Here is a 25,907-nt window from a genome sequence, read left to right on the forward strand (position 1 = left end):
CTCACTGTCCTCAACATCCTTTTCTTCCGCTTTTGTGATCTTCTATAGAACAGGCATCAGGTGTTCCGTACTCAACAAGTCCCACAACTGCCGGATCCAGTGTTATACTTCCGTCTTCAAGAACAAAGGCAGGTATACCGACATCGCCAATTTCCTTGGAATGATCGAATGCCGGATTTGTATCACGAAGCCTGGTAAAAGCTCCCATATTTCTGATATTCTCACCGATGTTAATGTACTCAAATTCATTCTCACGCCCAACTATCTGCTCATGAATGTAGTCACAGTATGGACATGTAGGCATTCCGTAAATCTTGATCATATCGTTCCTCCTTCAAACAACCGCCTTTTATATCCGTTAGATGATTCCGATTTCTCACTATTACTGTCATTATACACTATATCCATGATCTGATGGACAACTCCGAAGTACCGATATTCTTCGAAAAAAGACACTTTTCGCGATATAAGCCATTTTGATCACCCTGATCTTACGGATGCTCAGCGCACTAACCGCGCCATGTTACGTGATGTCATGATGAATGCCGGCTTTGCCCCCTATGAGTATGAATGGTGGCATTTCACACTGTGTAACGAGCCATACCCGGATACTTTTTTTGATTTTCCGGTGAGAAATGATAGTATGAAACAACCATATTAAAGTGGGCAAGATGGGTGTCGAGCCCATTACCTCCGAAGAGAGCGGATTTACAGTCCGCCGCGTTTGCCGATTCGCTACTTACCCTCATCCGGAGCTGCGGATGCCCACAGCTCCTTTATCCAATTTAATCGTTCAAGCACCTACCTGTGTCTGAAAGCCGTTATCAACGATGATTATGTCATCGATTGCCACATTAAACACCACTGCCAATATCACCAGATTATCTAAGGTTGGCATTGCAGTGCCGTGCTGCCACTTGTAAATAGCCTGCGGTGTTGCAAACCCAAACATCTCCTGCAGGTCTCTAACGGTCAGACCTGCCTCCTTACGCAGCCTTACTATATTCTCACCCGTTGCCTCCATATCTATTGCCGGAATTGTAACCATCTTTTTGCTCCTTTCCAAATCAGTAAAAAAACCGCCTACCTTTCACTTAAGGTAAGCGGCCTACTAAACATGTTAATCTATCTGCAAAATCCTGGTCTTATTCCCACCGGGTTCGCATGTCAACAACATCTTCTCGCATTTGCCTATCCTTAAATGAAAGCATGAAATATAAGCCATACTCGAAATATTTCTCAAGTGTTGACTGATAACTTTCACTATAGAGGCAATAACTGCGATTCATTGTTGTCATGTTTTTTCCTTTCCCGAAGCACTTGTTCTGCTCCGCTTATCACTTTCTATATCGCATAGTAACACCGAAAATCTTAGCTGTCTACTATACTCATAGTATAAAATCCACCTCAGTCAGAAGCCTTGAAGTTATATATTGGCTTCATCACATCGATTATCTCCACTGAATCCTTGATCACATCGATGATGTCCTCCAGTGACTTGTAAGCCATTGGCGCCTCATCGATTGTAGCCTCGCAGACAGATGAAGTGTAGATTCCCTTCATGGACTCCTTGTACTCCTCCATTGAGAGATTGTGCTTGGCTGCAGTTCTGGACATGATTCTTCCTGCACCATGAGGAGCTGAGTAATTCCACTCAGGATTTCCCTTACCTATGGCAAGGACAGATCCATCCCTCATGTTGATTGGGATAAGAACCTTCTCGCCCTTGTGAGCGGCAATAGAGCCCTTCCTGAGGATCATCTCCTCGGTATCAATGTAGTTATGTATTGTGTGAAAAGACTCCCCGGCTGAGAGACCGTTCTTTTGCAAAAGAATCTCTGCCATCTTCTCACGGCTTCTCTTTGCAAATCTCTGGCATATCTCCACGTCATGGAGGTAGTCCTCAAGGTACTGGCCTGACAAGTAGCACAGATCCTCAGGCATTGTGGATGGGTGCTCTACGTACTTTTTGTCATAGAGTTCTTTTAACGCTGCCTGGATCTCAGTGCGTCTGCCCTGCTCCTTGTACTCTTTGATCAGCCGGTCTCTTGCCTCGAGATAGTCTCCTATTCCCTTGGCAAGGTCAATTGCAAGTGTCTGGTACAGCTCAGCCACCTGCTTTCCAAGATTTCTTGAGCCTGAATGTATCACCAGGTACTGCGTTCCATCCGCTGCCTTATCAATCTCAATGAAATGGTTTCCGCCGCCAAGTGTTCCCAATGATCTCTCCAGACGCTTTGTCTCCTTTAACTGTCGGTAGCAGCGCAGCTCAGTAAGATCAAATTTCTCAACTCTGCCATCCCAGACCTCTCTTCCTGAAGGGATGGTGAGAGCCGCCATGTCAAACTTCTCAAGGTCAATCTCCTGCTTGCCAAGATTAACAGTATACATTCCGCAGCCGATATCCACGCCCACCACGTTAGGAACTGCCTTGTCCGTGATAGTCATTGTTGTTCCGATTGTGCAGCCCTTGCCCGCATGAACGTCAGGCATGATCCTTATCTTTGAGCCCTCTGTCATGGGATAGTCGCACATTCGTCTTATCTGCTCTATTGCCTCGTCCTCAACAACCTTGGCATAGCAAAGAGCAGTATTTACCTTACCCTTTATCTCAATTGTATTCATTATTATCCTTCCAATCCGGCAGGAAGTCTTCATACTCCCTGCCTCTTATATTAGCTTGCTATCCTTTCATATCGTGCAGATGAAAGGACGCTCATCATGAATTTATATGGTTCCATATTGCCGTCTTTTAGCATTGAAAAGACCTGTGGGCTGCAGCCTGATACCAGCGCCACACCCTGATCATTCATCCTTACCGGCTGCTGCATGTTGCGGCTGTTAACATTCCAAAAGATCACCTGAGGAAGCCTGTAGCCTCTTTTTTCAAATTCTCTTTTGGCATATTCAAAGTTAGTAGCCTCTGAATCACCGGCACAGCAGTCAAACTCCATATCAGAGATTATATAAAGCTTTTCCGGCATATCAGACTGTCTGAGCCTGTTTTGCACTGCAGTCTGAAGTAAAAGCATAAATGTCTTTTCAATATTTGTATTGCTGCACTCATTGAAGCTCATGCAGTAACGCACCTTATCGACTATGTCTCTGCCCTTGATCTCGATGAGTCTTGGGTTTGTAGAGAAAGTTATGAAGTGATTATGGAATGCGCCGGTATTTCTTTCTGCAAAGTAGATGCCCAGTGACTGTGCAACTGCTGCAGGACTTGGATTAGCATTCCAGTACATTGAGCCTGAACCATCGACTACAACAAGAGAATTATCAGCACCGGCGTAGTTCTCAAGCGCATTCCATGTTGCATCCATGGCACGTCTCTCGGCTTCAGAGAGCTCTTTTCTCCTAAGTACAGGCGCGATAACATCATAAGGTGTAAGCGTGCCGGTATGCATTACTGAAGGATCTTCAGCCGCCCTTTGGATAAAAGACTCATACCTTTCCCTGTCGTTTCTGATGAATGCCTGTCTGTATTTGTACAGAGCTTTTGAAGGCTGCTTCGCATAGTCAAAAGAGTAGTCTCTCTCGCGGAGGTTGTTCTCTATGATCCTGATCTGAGCTCTGAGTGCAGACAACGCCTTACGGTACTCAGCATCAGTCATCCCCATGGCTCTTGCAATCTTCCTTGCATTTCTTACAGCTTCTTTGTTGCTTGTATTTACTGAAGGAAGCCATTTAGCCAAAAGAGATACTCCCGCATTTTCTTTATCTGCTGCCAGAGCTGCCATATCAGCTTTGAGCGCTTTGTCGAAATATGCCAGTACTTCTTTTTCTACCGGTGTATCAAGCAGCGCCAAAAGATCATCGTATCTGCCGTACTCAGCAACGTATGCGATATTCTTTTTAACTGATTCAGGCTCGCACTCAGCCAGGTATTTAAGGATAACCTTGAACACTCTTCTCTCACCAAGACCTCCTCTTATATCTCTTGCAAAGAAAAGCATCTTCATGGCAAGATCAGCATCCTCTACATAAGCTCTTGTGAATCTGAGAATGATATCTTCATCAGATGCGTGTCTGAGTGCGCCGATTGTTGCAAAGAGATCCAGGCAGTCAGACTTTGTTGAAACGTAAGTTGCTGCGCCGTTCTCTGTATATGTTTTATTTGCATCTCTCTTTAAAAAGTTTAACATCTTTATTTCCTCTAAGTCGCGGATTGTATTAGTTGCTGTATGCACCTTCAAGACACATACACCCCGAAGGGTTGGAGCGGGATTCGAACCCGCGTTTCCGGATCAATGATCCGGTGCTTTACCACTAGCCATCCTGTATTGATTGCTGTCTGTGTCTTTGTTGTGATTTAATCATAGCTCCTGCAATTGGAGATATAAAGATGCAGATTGACGTTATACTACAACCCCAATATAATTGAATATATACCGATAATTACATTAAATTGCTATAATTCGCAACCCCAATTAAGAGGTGTAACATGACAGAGAAGTACAAAATTTATCTTTCAGACGATACTAAAACAAGACTTATAAATGACGCTGAACTCTTTGAATTCACAAAGAAGGATGAGTCTGTTAACCTCAACTCATTCCTGAAGACGCTGATTGTGAACTACTTTGACCGTTACAGACATGACAGCGAAAACCTGCTTTCTAATATCAAGCAGGATCTGACCAGTATCACATCAATAAGCGATAAGGACGCTGCACTTCTGGCAGACAAGATTATAAGTACATATATTAAGACAGACAGCCTACAGAGCAGCAAGAACTCTGCTCTCACTCTTACTGTGAGCGGGGCTTCATATGAAATCCTCAAGATCATAGAGAACAACATGTTAAAAGACACTTCTCTGTCCCAATACCTCAAGGACATGTTCAATTCATATCTGTCAATTCCAAGAAGTGAGAGAGAAACCATCATATTCAAAGACACCTATGAGGATATCTCCAGGGCACTTAAAGAGCACAGAATTCTCTCTTTTACCAACACATCCTCCGATGAAGAAAAAGCTTTCCGAGTTGAGCCATATATTATTGCCCCATCAAAAGAAGAACAGTGCAACTACCTGTTATGCAAGGATAGAAGTTCACGAAAACCCAGAACCTTCAGAATATCAAGGCTCAGGAGTGTCTTTGTAACTCCCGACACCTTCCCTGTAGATCCTGACATACAAAAAGAGCTTCAGGAAAAAGCTATCCGAAGCCCTCATTCAGTGTCATTGACAGTTCAGGCAGTAGTTCGTCTGAACAAATATGGAGTTAAAAAGTTTAAGGTAATCACCAAGAACAGGCCTATCGTTTCAAAAGTCGAAGGAGACCTGTACTACTTTGATTGGCCTGAACTTCAGCTGGAAGAATACTTCAAGCGTTTTGGCAGAGATGCAATAGTTATCGAGCCTGCATCTCTTAAGGAGAAGATCAAGAAATTCTATTACTATGGGCTCAGAGAATATAACAAGTGAAACGGATGTTTCACCTACATCTGCCCTGATTAGCTCTTAGTTAGCCTTGTCTTCTTTGCATCCGGCAACATATATGGCTAACCCCATCGGCAAAAACAACACAATAAAAAATCCAAAGATTAACTTCATGAATAAATCGTCGGGAAGCATTGGCCAAAATGCCACGAAAGCCAGCGCAACTCCCATAAATGTAAATCCGGCAATCTTAAGCGTATTGAAGACCTGCCTGCAGGTAGCTACCAGGTATAATCCCATAAGGAAAAACACTGCCATATAAGCCCAGAGCGCCCTCGGCAAATAAGGGATGAGCACTGAAAGGATTATTCCTAATATTATCGGAAAGACCATAAAAGCAATTCCGGTCCATAGGCGTGTAGGTGAGTAAAAACTCAATCCCTTGCTCTTAAAGTACTCCCAAACAATCTTTTGAACATTAAATTCACTAACCTCTCCGGCTTTTTCTTCCTGGCATCCACTTTCAGTCTTTTTTCTTAGATCCATTCGATAACTGAAACTTCCGCTTTCGCCAAGGAACATACTCTTTGAAATCTTTGCCTTTCCAATGCCGACTACATTTTCCTCAGTAACAAACATATCGTGATCAATAACCATTCCGTTATTCTTTATGATGACAATATGTCTGTATTGCCTCTCTTTACTGGATAACTGATGTCCGTTAAATTCTTTCCAGCTGAATGCATTTAGCTGTATTATCAGTGCTCCGTCTTTTATGGTGCATATCCACTCCGGATGGCTCTCCTTGAAATCCTGCACTGCTCTCAGGTAATAATTATTTATCTCGATATCTGTAAGTTGCATGACTGATCCTCTCAAATGTTTCTGTTACATCATCGCTCAAAGACGATACTCCCGGCCTGGGAAGGGTGATCAAAAATTATAACATCTCTGCTTGCAGCTTTGTACTTAAGGAGCATCAAAACAATGAGTATGTCTCCGCCGGCGGAGAGTATCATTACCAATCCCAGAAGGAATATATCCATTGAGCCAATGGCCATTGCCAACAGCGAAGGTATCAGCCCCAGAACAATAAGAGGCATAAGCGCTCCCAAGATATAATGCCCCTTTTTAAGAGGTGTCTTGCATACACAGTACGGTGTAAGAAGTTTCCATTTGACACCAAATTCTATGTCCTTAAATCCGTTTTCGCAAAAAAGGCTCCATGTCAATCCATGTATTAACTCATGCAATGCAATAAGCAGAAAAAGCAGTATTAAAAAAATCGGCAGAGCAAGCGGACTTGATGCCATAATGCTGTTTCTCACGCCATAATTCGGGTTAACGATAAAAAACAAAATAAAAGCGACAATTATAATAGGCAGTGATATCAAAAAAGTAAGCACATTGGCTTTGATTATCCCAATAGTCAGGTCATTCCTTTTGTACCCTTTCTCCTCAAGTCCTGCTGCGATTTTTTCAAAGTTAGCCTGTCTTCTCTCCTCAGCAGGAGACAGCGCAATACTTTTTTCTTTTTCATCTAGTTTCCCCATAACACTCTCCTCTGTATTATTTAATCAACAAAATTTTCTCATACTCCAAGCGGCCACTCAGAGCCAACATCTAAACCATTCTCTGTAAGCCAGTCATCTTCAACTGACACAAGCTTCTCATTACCTGCATCATCCACAAGAGTAACCGATACCTTAGGCTTTTGTCCCGGCTGCAGCTCTTCGCAGCCGTAATCTCCATCAAATATCTGCTTAATCTTCCACATAAGTCTTAGTCCAAATCCTCCACATCAACCAGCTTTATCGATGTTCCACTTATCATCTGCGCAAATACTCCCATGCCAGGGATCTTCTTGCCGGTAAAAGAGCCATCGTAAACCTCTTTCACTCCGCAGCTCGGGCTTCTGGATTGAAGAATGCAAACTTCAGCACCGGCATCAATTATCTTCTTAAATGCCACCTCTGCTCCGGATCTGAATTCTTTATCTACAACCTTGCCTTCTTTATTGGTGACAACTCCATCAACTATCTCAGCCGGAACTCTTGGTGTAGGAAGTCCTCCCATCACTTCAGGGCATACAGGGATCACTTCGTGGCCTTCGCAAAAAGCCTTAACCTTCTCACTGTAGTTGTTCCCGCCGTTATATTTGCAGTTCTCACCTAAAAGACATGCACTGACAGCTATTACCATTACTGTTTTCCGTCCTTAACTCCATTGGCTATGACAACATTATTGTTATCAACTTCTATCTTATCCCAGACTTTAGCAAGGACATAAGGCTCATTAGCAAGGTAATCATCCAGTTCCTTGCGACTGTCAAACTCCATGATCAGTGCTGATCCCTGCATCTTCCCTTCATCATCAAGAAGTCCGCCTGCACAAATAATGTGATCATTAAGCTTGCTCATACCCTCAAGATGCTTTGGACGAACTTGCATCCTTTTGTCCAACATTCCTTTTCCATCATAGGCTTTGATCAAAAACTGCATCACTTATCCCTCCTACTATACTTTTCTCTTGTTCTTCCTATATGTCTCAATTTCTTCCGCTATCGTGTTGTAGTCTCTCTCAAACAATTCCTCATATGCCTGCTTCCATAGTATATCACCGGGCACTTTTTCAATGAGCTTTTCCTGAACGAACAGCTTGCTCTTTTCTTTATATTTAGGAAGATCATTTCTCTCTAAAAGGTGATTTAACTCTGTCCTCCAAAGGATTGTGATTTTCCTCTTGTCCTTGACTCTGGGATTTACATCCGCCTGCCTCATAACATAAAAGTCCGGAGTCCCGTTTTCGTCAGCTTCAACTGTAATAACGCCCCACCAGTCCGGTACATGCTCCTTCACATGCGTAGCATGCGATGAACCCACCACAATGATATTACGGTCATAATACCAGTTGTAGTTCTTGACCTGTTTCTCAAGCCTGGCATAAGTATCTGCATCACTTTTGATCTCTATGCCGTAAAGGTAATCCGGTGTGATCATGACAACATCTGCTCTGGCGCTTCCGGTTCTTTTCTCCTCAAGGATCCTCACTTTTCCAAATGAAGTTTCAAGAAAATCAAACAGTGGCTCGCGAATATCCTTGTCATAAAATATGTCCTTACTCATCCAACATCCTTAGCAGCCTTTTCTTCCGCTTTTGTGATCTTCTATAGAGCAGGCTTCAGGTGTTCCGTATTCAACAAGGCCCACAACCGCCGGATCCAGTGTTATACTTCCATCTTCCAAAACAAAAGCAGGTATACCAACATCACCTATTTCCTTTGAATGATCAAAGGCAGGATTAGTATCACGAAGTCTGGTAAAAGCTCCCATATTTCTGATATTCTCACCGATGTTGATGTACTCAAATTCATTCTCACGCCCAACTATCTGCTCATGAATGTAATCGCAGTATGGGCATGTAGGCATTCCGTAAATTTTGATCATTGTATTTCCCCCTTATAAGATGCTATTCCACCAATGCTCTTAACATTACTGTAGCCCATCGCCTTCATTTTGCTCACGGCCTGGGCACTTCTGCTTCCTCTGAGGCAATACACAAAGACAGGTGTATCATGATCTCCAATAGTCTTCTCAACATTAGCGATATCGCCTAAAGGTATATTTATGCTCCCGGGAATGTGTCCGTCTTTATACTCGTCATCATTTCTGACATCAAGCAACACAGCGCCTTCAACGCCTTTCATATTCTTAACTTCTTCATTGATATCAACCTTCTTAAAAGCATCCAATATTCCCATATCGTCTCCTTAGGCTACAGCCACTTAAGTGTGCATTCTCAGTTCCATCTACATGCGTTAAATTTAACTTGTCCAATTCCCTTCTATTTTTAACGGTGAATGAAAAACCTTAGATAAGAACCGATCATCTCGAATAATCGAAGAAAAGACAAACTGCCTTTCATATATGGTTCACCATTTTTAACTCCAAGAGTTATCTTTAAAGGAAGTCCCGAATCATAATAGTACCCTGAAATCTTACAGTCTGTAGGAGTTGCTTCACTGATGTACTTCTCCAACTGCTTAGCTGCCATAACAGCATTTTGATCTCCCGGATCCCCTCCGATCGCCGGACCCGAAGGCCCACAATATGCCGTCAATATCAGTTCATTTCCATCCTCATCCGCAGCAATCAGACAATAGTCATATAAGCATTCCAAATCCTTTGATGTGTGCATCGGTTCGCCAAATCTGGTCTTAAGCTGCCCATAGGCCAAAGCATAATTTCTCATGAAATCATCCAGCCCATCACCAAATTCATATAGATTGCAGATCTCAGCTGAACCAGCCATCAAGTCTTCATCACATTTTCTGAAAGTGTATGTCATAATAAACAACCCCCTATACAAAACTTTTCATCAATTTCTTATTCTACAGGTAAACTGGCGAATTTCCCACAAATATAGCCTTGTTCACAGAAAATTCGAGATTGATTATGACATCCAAACTGTTCATTATCAATTTACAATCTATTAACAATACTTTTAATTTGGCTTAAAGTTCTCTATGTATTATAAATCTATCAAGAGGAACACAAAACCTCCTGATAACTCACAACCATAAATTCTTTTTCATAACACCTCTCCGGCTGATACCCGGAGAGTCCTCCCTAAAACAACGCCGTAGTTCTAATGAGCTACGGCGTTAAATATTTCTGCATGTAATCAGACATCCTCAGCCATTCTATTTCTACTTGCCTCGATTCCCACTCTTTCATCAGATTCTCACATTCCTTTTCTGATATCTGGCACTCGGGCACTTGCAGAGCGCCTTCTATACCTTCGGTAGAGCCAATGATATAAACTGGGCTTCCTAAATATCCAAGATATTCATCTTCAACCAAGCCTCTGTTGCCCCAATCGAGTTCCTCATGTCTTCATTGAAGTCACCTCATTTTATAATTGTCCGGTAAGACAACTTTTTACTAGTTACAGGACAATTATAAAGCATTTTTGTTGTTATATTCGTCCTGTAAGCCATTTTTTATTCGTTACAGGACGATTATAATTCATTTTTGTTGTTATATTCGTCTTATATGGGAAAGAGGACGTAAAAAGAACCAGCCCACAATTGTTAGACTAAAAATCTATCGATTGTAGGTTGGTTCTTTTTGACCGTCTCTGCTTTTTAACTCAAAAACATTTCTTCTGCAGTTTTCCCCGGATAAAATTGACGTTCTTCCTCTCTATCAGAATCGCGTAATTTGATAAAGTGTTCGTCCATAGAATCAAAAATCTTATTAACAAGATTCTCTTTTCCATGCTTCAGCAATCCCTTGATCAGCTCATCATATTCAGAAAAGACTGTTAGCCTCTCGCCATCTTCATATATGAGATCAATATGCGTATCTTTAAAAAGGTGATTCTCGACAATATACTTATAGCTGACATCTACAACATTAGCTGTATCTATCCAGTGATAAATACCTCGCAGCTTTATTCTTGTATATGTATCTTCCGGTGGTTGATTTTCGTATGCATCATAATCATATGTAACGCTAAAGCCTTCTTCATCACATTCGTCATCATCTTTATTATAGTAGTATAAATTACCTTGATAATTAGGCGCTCCGGCATATGCACGAACACCCTTCTCCCCTATCCACGTTAGCCCGAAGAAATCAGTCCATTCCACATAATCCAGCTCAAACTGCCCGGCATCACGCTCTATAGAATAAAAATCCGGAAGAAGATCATAATTCTTACCAATACTGCCCTTACTCCTTCTAGCCCTCGTACGCATATATAATTCATGCTGATCCGGTGAGCTTTTTAAATTCCAGCTCCACTTATCCGGGAAGCACTTTACATAATCCTCAAAATATTCTCTTATCATAAATGTGTCCCCCTATCCAACTTTTGAAGTCACAAATACAGCTCCGTTCGCCCTCTTCTCATCTCATCATTATCAGGTTCTATTGATAGAACATAATTAATTCTGCCGAGAAGCTTCCTTGCATATGCCTCAACACTTTCAGATAATCCAAGTTTTTTTACATGCTCATCAATCCCAAATTTACGACAATAAAAGAGCTCCTGCCTTATTTTCTTTTTATACCTTGCAGGCACAGAAGCCTTTTCATTGACAACAATTCCTGTAATTTCTTTGCGTTGTCCATTTCGAAACACAGTCGTTTTCTTGGAATTAAGAAAAAACTACCGCTTGATATAGTCTTTGGTTCCATCAATGGTCAGTTTTCAGTCGACTGCAAACGCTGTCTTTTATCGACATTCTTATCTTGGCTGATTATTCAAAGCTTGGAAATGATTTTGAACACTGCAATCCAGCTCAATCCCAAAATAATCTATCCGCCTTATCAAAAGGCAGCTTACACTTAGGACACATTAACTCCTCTTCATCAGAAACTATATGCATATCACCACCGCATTCTGCGCACTTATGCTGATACTTGGCATATTCCTTATAATGCTCTTCCAAATCCCAGTTAGTTACATAACTTGCTTCCTCGAAAGGCATTCCTACAGTCCATCTTCCGTGTTCTATATCTTTATAGTTCTCATCATTAGGTATGTACATTGTAAGATCCTTACCCTGAGCAAGATTGCCACATTCATTGCAGCACAAGGTCACATTTTCTGCATTGATTGCGCCATTAGTGTGTTCATCAAAAAAAGTTTTTATCGTTTCTCCAAGCTCACCTGCTTTAGCTTTTTGAACAGTTTCCTCATAAATAACCGGAAAGCTGAAGCCAAAGCCATTCATTGCTGTGAACGAATAACCACACTTTAAGCATTTGTATCTGCATCCACCGCCCATTTTCATACCTCGCTTTCATTTATATAAATTGTCCCTTTTCGGGAAAGTGTCTCTAATGCCCATTATATATTTTATTCCAGCCCACAAGAATGCTCTCTCCCGTGTCTACAATTCTTTTGAGAATAACGACTAATTTTTCTTGTGATATTCCTTGGGGTAAAATAGTATAATCAACCTTTTTGCCCCAGTTATGCTCATATTCAAGTTCAAGAAGTTCTATTTGTTTTATTGCTTCCTCATTTATCATAAGTGATACCTCAGACCCACAATTCCGAAAAAAGAGTATAAATTAAGGGCACATGGGCAGAAAATAATATCTGATCATCCCCTGCCCCAACTTATGTTATAAGCTTTTCAATCATACAGATCAGTTTCTCCAAGCATTCCACATTACAACTGCATTCTTATTATTGTTTGTAATCAAGAATGCTTCTCTTTTCATCTGTTTGTACAGTTCAGGATTAGAGTGTTTGATTGGAGCAACACCAATCAAAATCCCAGATACTTTTTTCTAAGTTCCACATTAGCCAACAAGGCCAGATATCTCCTCAAATTCATTCTCCCGCGATTACAGGTTACATTTTTACTTGCAAGATCCCAGCTCCAACTGACCTTTTCAATAATCTTTCCAGCCTCAGCGTTATCGTCGTAAAGCTTTCTTAAAACTTCCATCGCTGCGCGATACTCTTTTTTACTAGCATTTGCTATAAACTCATAAAACATATCCTGAAATGCAAAGACCCGCTTATATCTACTTTCCACATCAAAAAGCAAGTCAATTAACTCTTTAACAAATTGTTGTGTATCACATTCATCCGGAGTATTCTTCAACGCTTCCTTATACTCCTCGACTCTTTTGTTAAGCCACTTTTCTGTTTTCTCGGTTATTTCCACTTCATCAGAACCATCCCACCAGAATAACCTATCAGCATCAGAAAGATAGTAATTTGGATAACCTTTTAATTCATCCGGCGTATCATAGAACGCAAAATAGCCATCATTCTTTAAAAACTCTGAAGTTTTTATCTTCTTTATTGGACGTTCGCGCCCTTCTTTTCTAAAGGACAATAATAGATCTGAAGCATATTGGGACATCTTTTCATCACTATACGCCGTATCTTTTACACTCTTCCATTCAACCCAAAAGTGCTTTTCAAGCAATTCGCAGGCAAGATACAGGATTGTCCTTGCATGTAAGTGAAGCGAGCACTCAGCCAAGGCACTAATGCACTCCTGCTGCTCACCTTCTCTCGCACAATATTCCTTTTTGAGCATTTCAAGAATCAGAGAATACGCTTCATCTGCACCATACCGTTCTATAACGGCTGCCACAGCCTTTTTGCACTTTAGAACATCTGCCGGATACGATCCAGCTATAGCCTCATCTTCACATAAAGTCTCTGTCCCATTATTTATATAAAGCAAATCACTGAGATCCACACCTCCGGCATACCGCATTAAATATCTTGGAATAATATCATCCATCACATTTCGAGATTTCAAAGGTTCATCATAATATTCCAAGTGTTCAAAAGCATAGCTTTCCGCAACTTCCCATAAGTTAAAGCGCCTGTTGATAGAAAAGTTCGCATCCAACAAATGATTTATCCATCCGGTATAATATGCGCTAGAAACTATATCTCCATTAACATCGGCAAGGCCTACGCCTTCATCATAAAGCTCATACAAGCAACGAACCGCCGTTACGACATAATTAAACTCATTAGATCCTATCTTATTAGTATAAAAATGCTGTTTACCATAGATATATCCAGCGGTTTCCCATGAGTCTTCTTCAAAATAATTGTAATGAAAATGAACATCCTCCCCTGTTTTAATAGTTACAGGATCAAGCAAAATAATCTTTTTGCTATACATTTCAACGTTACGAAGATGCATCATTCCACCATAATAGAGAATCTTAGAAACCGCATTAGAAAACTCTTCTATCTTATCAACACTAATTATCTCCGGACCAGAGTATCCTCCAAATGTTCCCATACCTTTTTCTCCTTTAGAATCCCAATAATTCCATTCTCTTTTCCTTGTTTGCCAAAATCCCTAGAAGTGCATTTAGCTTCTGTTTATCAAAATCACTCCTACTTCGTTTCAAAACCCATTTTTTTGCCTGGCCCTTAGTTAACTCAGGGAAAAGCCACAAGCCCTCATCCAGCATTGTTTTCAGCAAAAGTAGTGCCTTTTTTGTACCTTCCGAATCAGGTTTTCCCTTTAGTTCTGTAAATAAAGCTGCATCCATCCTTCGTGAAGTCCAATCATTCATTATCTCTTCCATAACAGCCTTGAGTTCATCTGCAGAATCAAAATTCCCCAAGCAATCTTCGCTAGCCTTCTCTTTCCATTTACCTATTTCATCTCGCATTTCATCAGATAACTGCAGCTCCCTGTCACCAAATTCTCCAAGAGCTTCATCATCATCATTTCTCTGTATTGCCTGGTAAAAATGAAAGACTCCATGCTCTTTTTCATCAGACTCATCCATATCATCTATAGAATCCACATAAAAACCATTTGCAGCTATTAGTTTCCACTCTGACCAGAAATCTGTACCCTTTACAAGTGAATAACATTTCACCAATACCTGCGGAGACAAGTACCTGGACAGTTCTGCAACAATCCCATAATCGCTATGTTCCTCCGCCAGTTTCGTTCTTTCTTCCAATGACATCAGCATCAGCTTTTGAATAAATGCACCATAATCTTTTTTCTCTCGTTCCAACGATAAAAATTCACTATACAAAATGCAGCAACGATCCATATATTTTGCCGACTCTATCTGCCCCCGATCAAAAATAACTTCTTTTATTTTTTCTGCCAGAATAGAATCCTTTTCAACTATAAGAGCATTGTAAAATTGCGCGTAGTTAATCTGCTCAAAATCCGAAGGAACCTTGTATATAAGATCGATTCCTTTTATTTTCTCCACCTCTTCACATTCTTTGCAAAACACATACATCGTCCAAATATCTGCTCTGTGAGGGAATCTCAGTCTGATGCCAATCAGGTCCTCTACCATCAAAGCATACCTATTTATCTCTATGATCTTATTTTCTCTAGCAACATAGCATGGTGTAACCGAATATGATTCCAACAATGTCATTACCATAACCATGACTATGCCCATTTCATTAAAGTCAGATTCATTCACCTCAAGTGCGCACGTATCTGTATCATATGAAGACACCCCTCTTACGCAGTTTTCGTATATAGAATAGTCAAAGAATACCTTACCGTGATTATTTCTTTTTACACGCTCGGCTACCTCTGTGTCTAAGTCCCCAATCTTTACTTTTTTAATCTTTCTGACACCACTTCTGTCAAGTAGCTTTAGCACATAGTCGTTAAGCTCTTCTCTCTTTTCCTCAGGTATTGTTACTTCTCCAACCAGCTTATAGAATTCATTTAAAGCCATAGTTCCCATATCTATCATCCTCATTTCATATGATTACTTATGTTAATCTTTCATGTATCTGCGTAGCATATTTCAAATAGTCCTCACAGCTTGACTCAAGGCCATAACGAGTATTCATAAAGTTCGACATAGCCGTAGCAATCTCCCACACATCGCTTTCACGAGTGATATTCTTTGCTATCCATGATGCCTCAGAAGTCCAACAATCAGGTATTCCGTGACCAATAAGTGTCCATGGATCAATTTGATCCAATACTTCTTTGACGATCGGCACTATTTCTTCCTTAACTTCCTTGCTTAAGACAGGAAATGCAACCAGAGGCTCATCCCACTTTTCCTGCAAATCAGTTGGAGATGCCCACTCCATCCATACCTTTTTTCTCAATGTTTCATCTTTTATAAGCCGAGATATTATGTCCTCACATGCATTCCATAAAGAATTCAGATCATAAATTCTAGGATCAACCAGATTATTACCTGTGACCTTGGCCACAATCCATTTCCCATCTTTCATGAAAATGCATGTTTTATCTCTAACGCTTTTATCTATGGCATACCCTGAAATATGATTTCTCCTAAATGCGCTTTTCAAATTGCTAAAATAAACGTTAGATGGTACCATAATCGTTTTATCCTTAAATTATTGTCGCTAGCCCTATAGTTTAATATCTTAATCCCACCACAACTGCCATGTATGTTTTCCGATGATTTCTTTGACGGTCAATTCATAGTCCGGATAACAGTCATCATCAGCTATTATCAGAGTTTTGGCAGCTGCTTCCAGCTCATCTCTTTTCAGTAATGGTTTTTCAAGGTAATATGTCAGCCTATCCAAGCCTATAAACATTATTCTTGCCCTATACTTGTCGTAAAGCTCTTTTGCAAGTGCTATCTGGCATTCCGGAGAAGGGCACGAATTAAAGCTGCCCATCGGGAAATAAGCTAATGCTTCCCATGGATTGGTTATAGGAAGAAGGACTATAATATAATCCTCAAAATGGATGAATTTTTGAGCATATGCCGGATTCATTTCATAAGCATCAAATAAACCAAAATCTGATATCTCTCTTGGGTTGTCAAACAATCGGTTGTACTTATCCGAAACCGGAAGAATTAAATCTTCCATGTATTCTTCATAGTCTTTTGTATTTTCACAGCAATCAAGCTTATAATCATAAAGCATTCGCCCCTGCCATACTTCGAAGCATCGCCTATTAACTTTCTCTAACAACCAAGCAGCCGACTTTCGATATGTCTCCGAATCTTTGACTCCACGATCACTGAGCCTCAACCAGAAATAATCAAATTCATAGTCCTTCTTTACAAAAAACGGATACAATCCCGTTTTTTCTCCATCCTTCAGCAATTGCCGATAAAGCCCTGCATTAGCAATATTATCTTCACGTAAATTGCCGGTACTAATAGCGGGAATCGTATCAAATCCGCCCAGTTCAATAAGTTTCTTACTCATGAAATCCCCCCAAAAAAGAAAAATGATAGCAGCAATATTGCTACTATCATTTTATTTCTTTATGAAACACATTTCATTCATCGCGTCGTTGAAAAAAGCTCTCCGGTAAATGCTTCTAATCCTGTTCTTCCCGAATTTCCTTATAACATCTTTTGGCTGCAGGTAACATATAACGATATAGATTAATTGTCACCTGCTGCATAATGGAAATCATTCCATTGTATAAATCCCTATCAAAGGTCTTGCTTGTAAGTTCATTCTCCTTTGCAGCAGTATAAATGTGCATATGATTTCTCAACCGATAGGCATCTCTTATTCGCTGGTATTCTTTATCATTCAGCCGTAACATATCATATTTCATGATCTTATCCAGCTTATCTGAGAATTGCTGCTTCTTTGCAAAAAAGTACTCACACTCATTATGATGCTTGCACTTCGCACAATACGCATGCATATCATCTAGAGTCTGCCCCATCAATGATTCTATAATGCTAACACAGTTAACAGTGGCTGCCTTATAAACCATAGTATTAATCGATCCAAATATCTTAAACCTATTAACAATAAAGTTATACAGGTCTGACATCTGAAGACTATATGCCACATTGCTCACAGTAACAGGATCTTTAAAAAAATATCTTAGTTTGTATTTTTTTACAAAATAGTCTTTAGTTCTAATATAGTTACTCGGAAACTTTATTCGAGCATTATTATGAAGTGCATAGTTTTTAGCCGGAGGATCAAACCCGGCACTTCTTAAAAGCTCTTCATTTTCTGCCAAGAGCCTTGTTATCTGTGCGTTGTTTTTCTTGATCTTTTGTTCTATATAATCTTTCTCATTGTGCTCGGGGTTACTGTTCATACACTACCTCAGCTTAAAAAAATGACAGTTACACAATAATTATATCAGAACTGACCATTGTATTATGACGCCAATTCAACAATCTGTTTCATTTTTGCATAATTCTTCTTTAGACACGTATATAATTGCTGTCCCTGTTCCCGTCCCATTTTATAGATACAAAAGGTATAAAACTCAGCTTTTTCATTACTGCTTTTGAGACCATCTATAACCAAGCGCAAATATTCCGAAGATGGTGGTATACCCATTTTCTGTTCTATTTCTTGAGAAATCTCCAACGCTGCCGCTTTATCAATTCCGTACTCATCACATTCTTTTTCACATCTGGAAACAAAGATAATATTCTTAATCTTCTCTTTAGGAGTGTATTTTTTTACTTCATCTTCCTTTGCCTCTTTAATGCTTTCATACATCTCGATCATAGCTCCATATTCCTTGGCCAACCCCATAATCGATGTATAGCCCTTATCCTTGGAGATGATAAAGTATTTTCTGCCTCTTCTAAGCTTCCGAAAAAGAAATCCAACAAGCTGAAAATCCAAAGCGTTTGGTTGTCCGTTTACCGCTTTGACAAACTTAATTCTGGCTTTACAGCTTACAATCTGATCAATATCGATACTTTCAGCAGCATCACTGTAGAAAAGAAATACTCTGTCAAATCTGGAGAGGGTTTCAATCCCCTCCAGACCAGACTTATGTACATTTTCAAAATCAATGAAAAAGTCTTTCATACTACCCCCTCAGACATTGATCTTATTACGCACAACTATATCTTCTATAGAAACCCCCAATACATCGGCCAAAAGAAAAAGTGTATCAGTCGAAGGCATTCCCTTACAATTAGGTTTGCCTTCAGCAATAAACTTCCACTTGTATACCCCCTGAACAGATGCAAAGCCTATTCCTTTCTGGATATCAACCGGTGTTAATCCCTTTTCTTTCATAATTCTGAATATATTGGCACAAGTAGCCTGCTGATTAATAACTTTAATACTCATAGTATTTTCTCCATTTCTATTTAGCTTAATTTGCCACCGCTAACTGTGCTCAGAAAATCAGAGTCCACGATTAATCCTTCAGATTCCCAAAGGTTAGAGGTATTCTTATCCGAACACAGTCGCTATGGCGGACACAATATTCAGTTGTAAAAATGGGAAAATATTCTTGAAATAAAGATATTACTCTACCATTTTCGCTAGCCTTAAACTTCACGTTGTATTGCAAAAAATAAAACTAAATGGTAAGGTGTAGATATGAAGTGAACACCGTGCAGGGTTCAAAAATACTTCATACTTCAGATGCTAGAACATCTGAAACCTTTATTGCAAGAGAGGCGTTTTGCAGAACGTCTCTTTTGTTATTTCCCCATAATTCGCGCTTGCATTAAGCATCACCTCCTTCAAATTGCCGTTTTAGGCCATGTAAAACTCATCACTATAATCATCCAAGAAATAATTAGAAAGATATACCTCGTCCAATATCTTCTGGGCATTGATATCAACAAGAATAACGGACAAATCTCCCCTAAAGGCTAATGCATGTTCATATTTTTTAAAGTATGCAAAGCTCCATGGATCATTTGTAACTACGGAAAACTTCATCTCCTTCGTGTTAGAATATTTCAAGAAGTGGATAAAAAGCATATTTGCATTCATTCGCGTAGATCGTTCTCCGTCAGGAGTACATAAAAACTGTATCTTCCATGTCCTGATTCTTCCTTTATCAATTGATAGAAGCAAATCGTTTCTTCTAAACAAATTCGCTTTTTCATCTGAAATCTCATTGCTAAAGGTCATACCCGACTTGGCTAAAGCATAGAAAACCAAACCTCTTGCACGATCATTAAGCTTATCCATCAACAGTCTACGAGCTTCATATGACAATCTCCTAAAACTGCCTTTTTCAGCGTTACTATTAACCTCTATAATGATCTGCTCTGCCATTTCGCGAGCTTTTTCATCAACCTTGTCCTCATCCCGCTCAGTCTTGTATCCAGCTGCATTCATGACATCTTCATATGTAATACCATTCTGAGGATTAGCCTGCTTGGAAGTAAGCTTTTGTATCATCTTAGGGCTAGGAGTATACTCGCCTTTCTCTATAAGATAAACCGTAGTATAGCTTACCCCTGCATCTTTAGCATACTTTCTCAAAGATCTATTGCCTCTAGCCAATTTGATCATGCTTCCTAATTCAGTTTTTCCATCAATCTTTTTGTTCATAATTTTAGTTAAATATCATTTGACAACATGTTATTAAACTATCCGCTGAATATTTTTCTAGGATGGATTTCTTTAGACGAATTCTGCTTATTTTCTAGTGATTTACACCATAATTATATCATAATAACATATAATGTCAACGTAGCATAACAAAACAGGTGTTTGTTTAATATTATTAAACAAACACCTGTATCTCACCATTTCTTCACTAATCCCATAGATCCCAAAACCACTTACTAAACAAGCTAAAGGCCTTATCCTTGCACTCATTGCGATATTCTTCTATCTTTCTGTTCTCGTCATAATAGTTCTTATCGATATAGGCAAACTCTGGGACATCTGCCATAGTGTACATTCTATAGCCGCGATGCTCCAATGTGTCGCGCTTCTCCTTCTCTGTTCGAAGCTTTTCACCAAAAATCCCATACTTTGCTTCGAACTTTTCCATAGCAGAATCATATTCAGCCTCATACTTATTTCGCTTAGTGCAGGTTTCCTCATTAGCTTCTCTAAAAAGAAAAATCATCTCAGAAAGAACATCTTCCCATGCTTTGGCTCCTTCATCGTCAACATCTTTAGGGGCTCCGGTCCCATATATAGCATGTGGTCCGGCTCCGGGAGTGCACGGATAACTACTTGTGTTTTCCATTAACCTTTCTAGCATCTCTGGAACAACAGATAAAAACCAATAGTCTATCGACCAAGTATCGCTATCACAATAACCATATTTAGCACGCTGATAAATATATTTAATACTACGTATCCATCTATCTATTACATCTATTGGTTTCTCATGTCTCTTATATTTCTTTACAAAGCAAGAGTATCCCCTTTTCATTACCTTTTCTTCTTTTCTTCTCATAAACAACCTCAGCAAAGGAATCTATTACCATATTCTTGTTTTACAGCATCAATAAACAGTTGATGGTTCTCATCATTTATCTTTTCAGCATAACGCCGTTCTATCTTCAGAACCTTTTTCTTGAATTCTTTTTCAAGCTTCCAGTATTCCCTTTCATCCTCACTTTCCTCCGAGAGCAGTTCATCTTCGAGCTCATCAAAAAGATCCTCGGCAGATATATATTCCCCTTCATCAAGATTATTCATACTTTCATCCAGCATCTCCTTTAGCTCTTCAAAATGCTCTTTACGAGCTTCCTCTGTAAACCCCGATTCAAATAATTCCTGAAGAATACAGGCACAGCACACTTCAATCCCCATATCATCAACTGACTGCTGCGCTATTGTATACCCGGCCAGTTCTTCAACAGAGACAAAATCTATTCCATAATGCTCAAGTCTGGTCTCACCCACATCGTTCCAGATGGTTAAGTCTTTTTTTAACGCCTGCTTAGCCTCTTCATCATCGATTACATGACAGCCAAATATCGTTTTATAAGATTCTCTATATGATGATTCTTTCATTGCTAGGACAAAAATGGTATGCTCTTCACACGAATAATCGATATCAGAATCGCTTATTTTCTTGCAATACTCTTTAATATGACTTTTTATGCTGCGCAATATTTTGGCTTGCTCAGCTATGTTCTGCTCTCCATATTCTGAAAAAACCGGCCTGACAAGAGTGTATGCATAGAACACTATCTCTGGATCAGCCTTTGCAAACAATTCCCAGACATGCATAATTCAATGTTCTCCCTCTTTCTAATTAGAAATATACTTTTCAAGCACTTTCAAAAGTTCCTCAGACTTCCATTCGTTCCTACTAAATAGCCCATAGCCCTCCACCGGATCAGAAATGGCAAGCCACCTTTCAAGAGAATCCTCCCTATCCTTGATGGCCTCAAAATTGATTTCCTTCATCTCAGGAATAATTTTTTCAACTCTCTCCGCCAACGTAACTATTGAATCATTCTCGAGCGCAAATTCAGGTTCCTTGCCAATTGCTACCCAAACCTTAGCTTCATCATCCCAGCCAAATTCAACCTTGTTCTGAAGCTCATCTTTAGGCTCAGTTTTTACTCCCAGCCCATGCGAAAAACCCAGCGCAAGCACTTTGAAAGCTGCGTAAGCCTGCTCTACCGTGTCATATTTTCCATCAATCGCTATGCCTTGATTGAACACATCCCAGTATGATAACCTATACGTCAGATCATGATTGTTTTCCAGCATCCATAAAGCAAATTCCTTAAGTATATTCCTGACATAGTTCTTAGGACCATCATCTGCATCGCTGAATTCAATCAAAGTTTCAATGCTAAACGAATACTTTTTCTCAACATTGTCATACCAAAGTTCAAAATCGTACGGACCATCAACAGGATATCCATAAACCAGCTGCATTTTTTCAAAATCATTAGCCATAACTAATCCTCCAGCTCCATTACTCAATCATTTTCCCTAGTGTTCTCTCAAACACTATGTAGTTCCTATCATCATTTGGTCTGCAATACACCGCAAACTCAATATTCTTGAAAGAATGCAAATAATCCTTGATAACATTCTTAGCTGCCAGCGCCACAACCTCAGGTTTATTCTTAAATGCTCCACAGCCAAATGCTCCCAAAACTATTGATTCAACCCCATTAAGTACCGCAACATCCAATATCCTGTGCAACCTTTTTTCATGAATTGCAAGGAGCTCATTATCAGTGATCTTAACCTGTTTATCTCCGTCTCCTGGATTAAACTGATTAGTAGGATTAGATTTAAGATTAGGTGCCGCACAGGTAATTACATCAACCTGATACCAATCTTTCTCCTGCATCTTCAACGGATAGGCTGTATCTGTCTTAAACACAATAACGTCCGGCGTATAGATAATATCTGAATTGTGTATTGGATCCTTTGCAGCCCTGTGTGGAGTATAGAATTTAGACCATGCTTCTTTTGTATTCAGGTCAAAATACAACGTTGAACACCTACACAAACACTCTTCCTGCGCTCCAGAGCCTTTCTTAACCCCTCCACCAGGATTAGTCGCCGAAGCAAAATTATGCACGGCTGTCCTGGTTCCCTTATATGCTTTTGCAGACTCATAAGATCTCTTCATTGACACTACAAGCTTTGCCTTATCAGAGTAACAATCTCGTACAATTTCTCCCAATGTATCCTTTTCCAGAATAATCTGCTGATTCAGTAAAGACGTACTAACAGCTTCTGATAGTCTTCCGTTTTCCTTACAAAGCTTCTCGGTATCTTCAAATACTGCAACATTATCTTCTCTTGCCATCTTCTTTAACCTTCTTTCCTTTTGGCGTGGATATAACTCATCCAACAATCGCTGATTCTTACAATCGTATTTTTTTATTTCCTTGCGTACGTTCTTTTCAAAATGCTCATAAAAGAGTTTTAAATTCTCTAAGTCATCCCCATGGTAGTTCTGAATAATACTGTTATTTTTACCAACTGAAGCCTTATATATACCTTTGATTACCTCTTAATATTTTTATAAAGATTCTCAATCACATCGCTCGAACTTGCTTCAGGATGCTCAGCAATATACTTTATTATCGCCTCTCTCTTCTCCTTAGAGTTATGAGCTTCACTCAGCATTCCTACCACGAAATCAACATATGCCCCCTTAATGCCCATAAGCATATCCTTCAATTCCGGATCAGCAATTTCTCTCATTTTTTCCTGAAGCGAACCATCAAAATACTTCATTACCAAAGCAAACTCTTCCCAAGGAAGGTCCGAGATATATCCAATTGCATATGCCTTAAATACAGCAAATGCAGTTTCTATCGATTCAAAGCCTCGTCTTATCCATATATTCCCATCACGATAGTCCTTTAGATTTATATGCGTATCAATCTTGTACTCCATGAACGCCATCCATTTCACATATTCCTGAAGAACTATCTTGATAGTTGTCATTGATTCGTAATCGCTTTTATTTACCAAATGATCACCTAACTCCATATAGAACAACCCATCGCTATCATTGAAGTACAGACGAAAATGAAAATCTCCCCTTCCTTCGGACACAGCAAACAGATTATTTGTCCCATAGAAATTCGGTGTGTTAGGAAGTTTAGCCTTCACTTTCTCCACAGCATCTCTACGTCCTCTAATCCCCTTATCAAATTCATGAAATGCCTCAAGCATTGAATCCTCTTCAATATTCCATAGTCTGTTGCAATTTGGCATAACATCCATCACTAACTGGCCAAAGCGAAGGTCTGGATACTTCTCCCATATATTTGTAACTTCTGCTAAAAAAGGCTTGATTCTACTCTTGTCCCGCATAGTTTTAAATCCTCTTTTACATGAATTCATGCTCTCTGGCTTTAAAAAAATCATAGAAATATCGCACATTTTCCAGTTCGTTCCATCTTGCTATCCTGCAATCCGGTGTATCAAGATTGTAAATCTTAGCATCAGACAGAGTGCCCAACATAAAAGGAGAGTGCGTTGCAATAATAAACTGGCAGCCTAAAAGATGTGACATCCTATTTAATTCTTCCGCAAGCCTGACCTGGTTCGCTGGAGACAACGAAACCTCTGGCTCATCTAAAAGGTAAAGGCTATCCGGTACAAGATTATCCTCAAAATATTGGATTGCTGTCTCACCATTTGAATACTTTTCCTGTCCGAACATGATGTAGCCTATTTGTCTGCTTCCTTCTTTTGTTTGCAAGTACCTTTCAGCTTCATCCTTAGTCAATCCTTTTTGAACATAGTCATAAACCATTCCATCAGACAAAACACGTTTTTGCTCGATCTTTTTGATCTCGTAGAGAATATCCTCACTCTTGATATACCTGCTTGTGTCTGGTATTTTCTTATACGCTCTGCCGGTTCGCTCATCATCTGCAAGACTATATCTACACTCATACGAGAACTGCCCACAGTAATCTACAGTTCCATAGGAATTAGAATTTGCATATTCTTTACCCTTCAGCATCAACTTATTTGCAATAATATTCAGAATTGTGGACTTTCCGGAGCCGTTGTTACCATACAAAATTGTTATTGAAGAAAAGACAAATGGCTCCATGTCCTTATCCTTGAATACGTTGTAAGGATATATATTGGGATTCTTTAACTTCTTAGTACTCAACATAAAGCTTGAAAGATAAATCATAACTACTTATATCTCCCCAAAATCACATCTGACATCATACTTCTCACAGAGCCTTTCATAGAGCCATTCGATCCCAAGACTTCTCCTCATTGCTTTTCTGGCACATGTCAAACAAGTAACACATCCACATTTTCCATCAAGCGGTGAAAGCTCCTTAAATTCATATCTATACTCTGGTGCATTAGGAATATACTTAGTCATCTCTTGAGTGTCCGGCATAGGGTGCCAAGTTGACGCATGGATTGCTTCCCACGAACGTATGTGTTTCCACTTTACTTCCGATGGAAAAAAGCCTTCATTAACTCTATTCATAACCTCATTAGCCCAATCCTCAGCTTCTTCCTGCGCCCTTCTTGCCTCAAAAACCGCATCGTCTTCATTCCACTCTTCTACCTGCCTAAGTGCATCATCACGTTCTTTTTCAAGCTGGCGAATATACGCCATAATATCCATTACATTTCCCTCAAGGTCGCTATATAAAAGCTTTCTTCTTTTTTCCATACCTCAAAACTCCAATCATGTGAATGCTTACTAAAGTCCCTAATTCTATTATATTTTTTACTTGTCCTATAAAAAGGACATCATCATAAGTGTGAAAAAGGGCTGATACCACGCCATTTTTTATGTCAATAGTATCTGCCCTTAACCTAATTCTTTATTGTTTCATAATGGTATCTCTGTTTAACCCAT

Annotated in this window: 34 protein-coding genes, 2 tRNA genes and 1 pseudogene; 2 read left to right on the plus strand and 35 right to left on the minus strand. The window is 39.7% G+C overall.

All coding sequences use genetic code 11. The features are described 5' to 3' along the window. Positions 1 to 10: 10 nt before the first annotated feature. Complete coding sequence (locus G590_RS0108530) at positions 11 to 322, minus strand: glutaredoxin (protein ID WP_022765251.1); 312 nt, start codon at positions 320 to 322, stop codon at positions 11 to 13. Between the two features lie 141 nt (positions 323 to 463). Between G590_RS0108530 and G590_RS21900 the strand changes: the two are divergent. Further along, a pseudogene (locus tag G590_RS21900) lies at positions 464 to 661 on the plus strand (M15 family metallopeptidase); the annotation flags it as partial. A 2-nt stretch (positions 662 to 663) separates the two neighbouring features. Here G590_RS21900 and G590_RS0108535 read toward each other — a convergent pair. The 5 genes from G590_RS0108535 to G590_RS0108555 all read right to left on the minus strand — a co-directional run bounded on the left by G590_RS0108535 (position 664) and on the right by G590_RS0108555 (position 4,279). Continuing rightward, positions 664 to 745 (minus strand) — tRNA-Tyr (locus G590_RS0108535). Positions 746 to 793: 48 nt separating this feature from the next. Beyond that, complete coding sequence (locus tag G590_RS0108540) at positions 794 to 1,048, minus strand: helix-turn-helix domain-containing protein (RefSeq protein ID WP_022765252.1); 255 nt, start codon at positions 1,046 to 1,048, stop codon at positions 794 to 796. A gap of 359 nt (positions 1,049 to 1,407) precedes the next feature. Then, positions 1,408 to 2,625 carry an RNA-splicing ligase RtcB gene (locus G590_RS0108545; RefSeq protein ID WP_026494037.1) on the minus strand — a complete coding sequence of 406 codons (1,218 nt, stop codon included), beginning with the start codon at positions 2,623 to 2,625 and terminating at the stop codon, positions 1,408 to 1,410. Between the two features lie 50 nt (positions 2,626 to 2,675). Then, on the minus strand, positions 2,676 to 4,145 hold the full coding sequence (locus G590_RS0108550) for a DUF2828 family protein (RefSeq protein ID WP_022765254.1): 1,470 nt from the start codon (positions 4,143 to 4,145) through the stop codon (positions 2,676 to 2,678). A 71-nt stretch (positions 4,146 to 4,216) separates the two neighbouring features. Then, positions 4,217 to 4,279: transfer RNA gene (locus tag G590_RS0108555), tRNA-Asn, on the minus strand. Positions 4,280 to 4,444: 165 nt separating this feature from the next. Between G590_RS0108555 and G590_RS0108560 the strand changes: the two genes are divergently transcribed. Beyond that, positions 4,445 to 5,431, plus strand: coding sequence for a WYL domain-containing protein (locus tag G590_RS0108560; protein ID WP_026494038.1), 987 nt, complete (start codon positions 4,445 to 4,447; stop codon positions 5,429 to 5,431). A gap of 36 nt (positions 5,432 to 5,467) precedes the next feature. Here the strand turns inward: G590_RS0108560 and G590_RS0108565 are convergent, their stop codons facing one another. The 29 genes from G590_RS0108565 to G590_RS0108705 form a co-directional block, all read right to left on the minus strand. Further along, positions 5,468 to 6,250 carry an FUSC family protein gene (locus G590_RS0108565; RefSeq protein ID WP_022765255.1) on the minus strand — a complete coding sequence of 261 codons (783 nt, stop codon included), beginning with the start codon at positions 6,248 to 6,250 and terminating at the stop codon, positions 5,468 to 5,470. 29 nt (positions 6,251 to 6,279) lie between these two features. After that, a complete protein-coding gene (locus tag G590_RS0108570) occupies positions 6,280 to 6,939 on the minus strand; it encodes a DUF3267 domain-containing protein (protein WP_022765256.1) in 660 nt (219 codons plus the stop codon). A gap of 38 nt (positions 6,940 to 6,977) precedes the next feature. After that, on the minus strand, positions 6,978 to 7,163 hold the full coding sequence (locus G590_RS0108575; protein ID WP_022765257.1) for a hypothetical protein: 186 nt from the start codon (positions 7,161 to 7,163) through the stop codon (positions 6,978 to 6,980). Between the two features lie 5 nt (positions 7,164 to 7,168). After that, positions 7,169 to 7,588, minus strand: coding sequence for a DUF523 domain-containing protein (locus G590_RS0108580; RefSeq protein WP_022765258.1), 420 nt, complete (start codon positions 7,586 to 7,588; stop codon positions 7,169 to 7,171). Further along, positions 7,588 to 7,887, minus strand: coding sequence for a YciI family protein (locus tag G590_RS0108585; protein WP_022765259.1), 300 nt, complete (start codon positions 7,885 to 7,887; stop codon positions 7,588 to 7,590). The genes G590_RS0108580 and G590_RS0108585 overlap by 1 nt, the downstream gene beginning before the upstream one ends. 15 nt (positions 7,888 to 7,902) lie before the next feature. Further along, the gene (locus tag G590_RS0108590; protein ID WP_026494040.1) at positions 7,903 to 8,499 is read right to left on the minus strand and encodes a sce7726 family protein; all 597 of its coding nucleotides are present in this window, start codon (positions 8,497 to 8,499) and stop codon (positions 7,903 to 7,905) included. Positions 8,500 to 8,520: 21 nt separating this feature from the next. Further along, positions 8,521 to 8,832, minus strand: a complete 312-nt coding sequence (locus G590_RS0108595) for a glutaredoxin (RefSeq protein WP_022765261.1) — start codon at positions 8,830 to 8,832, stop codon at positions 8,521 to 8,523. Continuing rightward, positions 8,829 to 9,146: a rhodanese-like domain-containing protein gene (locus G590_RS0108600; protein ID WP_022765262.1), complete on the minus strand. Its 318-nt coding sequence runs from the start codon at positions 9,144 to 9,146 to the stop codon at positions 8,829 to 8,831. The genes G590_RS0108595 and G590_RS0108600 overlap by 4 nt, the downstream gene beginning before the upstream one ends. 89 nt (positions 9,147 to 9,235) lie before the next feature. Next, positions 9,236 to 9,733, minus strand: a complete 498-nt coding sequence (locus tag G590_RS20540; protein WP_022765263.1) for a hypothetical protein — start codon at positions 9,731 to 9,733, stop codon at positions 9,236 to 9,238. A 308-nt stretch (positions 9,734 to 10,041) separates the two neighbouring features. Then, positions 10,042 to 10,248, minus strand: coding sequence for a hypothetical protein (locus tag G590_RS0108610; RefSeq protein WP_022765264.1), 207 nt, complete (start codon positions 10,246 to 10,248; stop codon positions 10,042 to 10,044). Positions 10,249 to 10,532: 284 nt separating this feature from the next. Next, complete coding sequence (locus tag G590_RS0108615) at positions 10,533 to 11,240, minus strand: hypothetical protein (RefSeq protein ID WP_022765265.1); 708 nt, start codon at positions 11,238 to 11,240, stop codon at positions 10,533 to 10,535. A 29-nt stretch (positions 11,241 to 11,269) separates the two neighbouring features. Next, a complete protein-coding gene (locus G590_RS0108620) occupies positions 11,270 to 11,533 on the minus strand; it encodes a hypothetical protein (protein WP_022765266.1) in 264 nt (87 codons plus the stop codon). A 160-nt stretch (positions 11,534 to 11,693) separates the two neighbouring features. Then, on the minus strand, positions 11,694 to 12,182 hold the full coding sequence (locus G590_RS0108625) for a hypothetical protein (RefSeq protein ID WP_022765267.1): 489 nt from the start codon (positions 12,180 to 12,182) through the stop codon (positions 11,694 to 11,696). A gap of 52 nt (positions 12,183 to 12,234) precedes the next feature. Beyond that, the gene (locus G590_RS0108630; RefSeq protein WP_022765268.1) at positions 12,235 to 12,429 is read right to left on the minus strand and encodes a hypothetical protein; all 195 of its coding nucleotides are present in this window, start codon (positions 12,427 to 12,429) and stop codon (positions 12,235 to 12,237) included. A 242-nt stretch (positions 12,430 to 12,671) separates the two neighbouring features. Beyond that, positions 12,672 to 14,183: a hypothetical protein gene (locus tag G590_RS0108635; protein ID WP_022765269.1), complete on the minus strand. Its 1,512-nt coding sequence runs from the start codon at positions 14,181 to 14,183 to the stop codon at positions 12,672 to 12,674. A 13-nt stretch (positions 14,184 to 14,196) separates the two neighbouring features. Continuing rightward, complete coding sequence (locus tag G590_RS0108640; protein ID WP_022765270.1) at positions 14,197 to 15,621, minus strand: hypothetical protein; 1,425 nt, start codon at positions 15,619 to 15,621, stop codon at positions 14,197 to 14,199. Between the two features lie 28 nt (positions 15,622 to 15,649). Beyond that, positions 15,650 to 16,234, minus strand: a complete 585-nt coding sequence (locus tag G590_RS0108645) for a hypothetical protein (RefSeq protein WP_022765271.1) — start codon at positions 16,232 to 16,234, stop codon at positions 15,650 to 15,652. A 48-nt stretch (positions 16,235 to 16,282) separates the two neighbouring features. Beyond that, positions 16,283 to 17,083 (minus strand): DUF4253 domain-containing protein, encoded by an 801-nt coding sequence (locus tag G590_RS20545; protein WP_022765272.1) that lies wholly within the window; start codon positions 17,081 to 17,083, stop codon positions 16,283 to 16,285. A gap of 115 nt (positions 17,084 to 17,198) precedes the next feature. Then, on the minus strand, positions 17,199 to 17,945 hold the full coding sequence (locus tag G590_RS0108655) for a hypothetical protein (protein ID WP_022765273.1): 747 nt from the start codon (positions 17,943 to 17,945) through the stop codon (positions 17,199 to 17,201). Between the two features lie 62 nt (positions 17,946 to 18,007). Next, the gene (locus tag G590_RS0108660; protein ID WP_022765274.1) at positions 18,008 to 18,676 is read right to left on the minus strand and encodes a PIN domain-containing protein; all 669 of its coding nucleotides are present in this window, start codon (positions 18,674 to 18,676) and stop codon (positions 18,008 to 18,010) included. Positions 18,677 to 18,685: 9 nt separating this feature from the next. Next, positions 18,686 to 18,943 carry a helix-turn-helix domain-containing protein gene (locus G590_RS0108665; protein WP_022765275.1) on the minus strand — a complete coding sequence of 86 codons (258 nt, stop codon included), beginning with the start codon at positions 18,941 to 18,943 and terminating at the stop codon, positions 18,686 to 18,688. 414 nt (positions 18,944 to 19,357) lie between these two features. Beyond that, positions 19,358 to 20,167: a helix-turn-helix transcriptional regulator gene (locus tag G590_RS20550; protein ID WP_081641028.1), complete on the minus strand. Its 810-nt coding sequence runs from the start codon at positions 20,165 to 20,167 to the stop codon at positions 19,358 to 19,360. A 208-nt stretch (positions 20,168 to 20,375) separates the two neighbouring features. Then, complete coding sequence (locus G590_RS0108675) at positions 20,376 to 21,029, minus strand: hypothetical protein (RefSeq protein WP_022765277.1); 654 nt, start codon at positions 21,027 to 21,029, stop codon at positions 20,376 to 20,378. Positions 21,030 to 21,037: 8 nt separating this feature from the next. Further along, positions 21,038 to 21,811, minus strand: a complete 774-nt coding sequence (locus G590_RS0108680) for a hypothetical protein (RefSeq protein WP_022765278.1) — start codon at positions 21,809 to 21,811, stop codon at positions 21,038 to 21,040. Positions 21,812 to 21,832: 21 nt separating this feature from the next. Continuing rightward, the gene (locus tag G590_RS18890; protein WP_022765279.1) at positions 21,833 to 22,492 is read right to left on the minus strand and encodes a DUF1902 domain-containing protein; all 660 of its coding nucleotides are present in this window, start codon (positions 22,490 to 22,492) and stop codon (positions 21,833 to 21,835) included. Between the two features lie 19 nt (positions 22,493 to 22,511). Then, the gene (locus G590_RS0108690) at positions 22,512 to 23,360 is read right to left on the minus strand and encodes a TIGR02452 family protein (protein WP_022765280.1); all 849 of its coding nucleotides are present in this window, start codon (positions 23,358 to 23,360) and stop codon (positions 22,512 to 22,514) included. Positions 23,361 to 23,560: 200 nt separating this feature from the next. Continuing rightward, a complete protein-coding gene (locus G590_RS18895) occupies positions 23,561 to 24,433 on the minus strand; it encodes a hypothetical protein (RefSeq protein WP_196802476.1) in 873 nt (290 codons plus the stop codon). Then, positions 24,396 to 25,217 (minus strand): AAA family ATPase, encoded by an 822-nt coding sequence (locus tag G590_RS0108700; protein WP_022765282.1) that lies wholly within the window; start codon positions 25,215 to 25,217, stop codon positions 24,396 to 24,398. Before G590_RS0108700 ends, G590_RS18895 begins: the two co-directional genes overlap by 38 nt. A 6-nt stretch (positions 25,218 to 25,223) precedes the next feature. Continuing rightward, complete coding sequence (locus tag G590_RS0108705) at positions 25,224 to 25,718, minus strand: hypothetical protein (RefSeq protein WP_022765283.1); 495 nt, start codon at positions 25,716 to 25,718, stop codon at positions 25,224 to 25,226. Positions 25,719 to 25,907: the final 189 nt, after the last annotated feature.

The sequence above is a fragment of the Butyrivibrio sp. XPD2006 genome (assembly GCF_000420865.1).
In the GTDB taxonomy this organism is placed as follows: Bacteria; Bacillota; Clostridia; order Lachnospirales; family Lachnospiraceae; genus Butyrivibrio.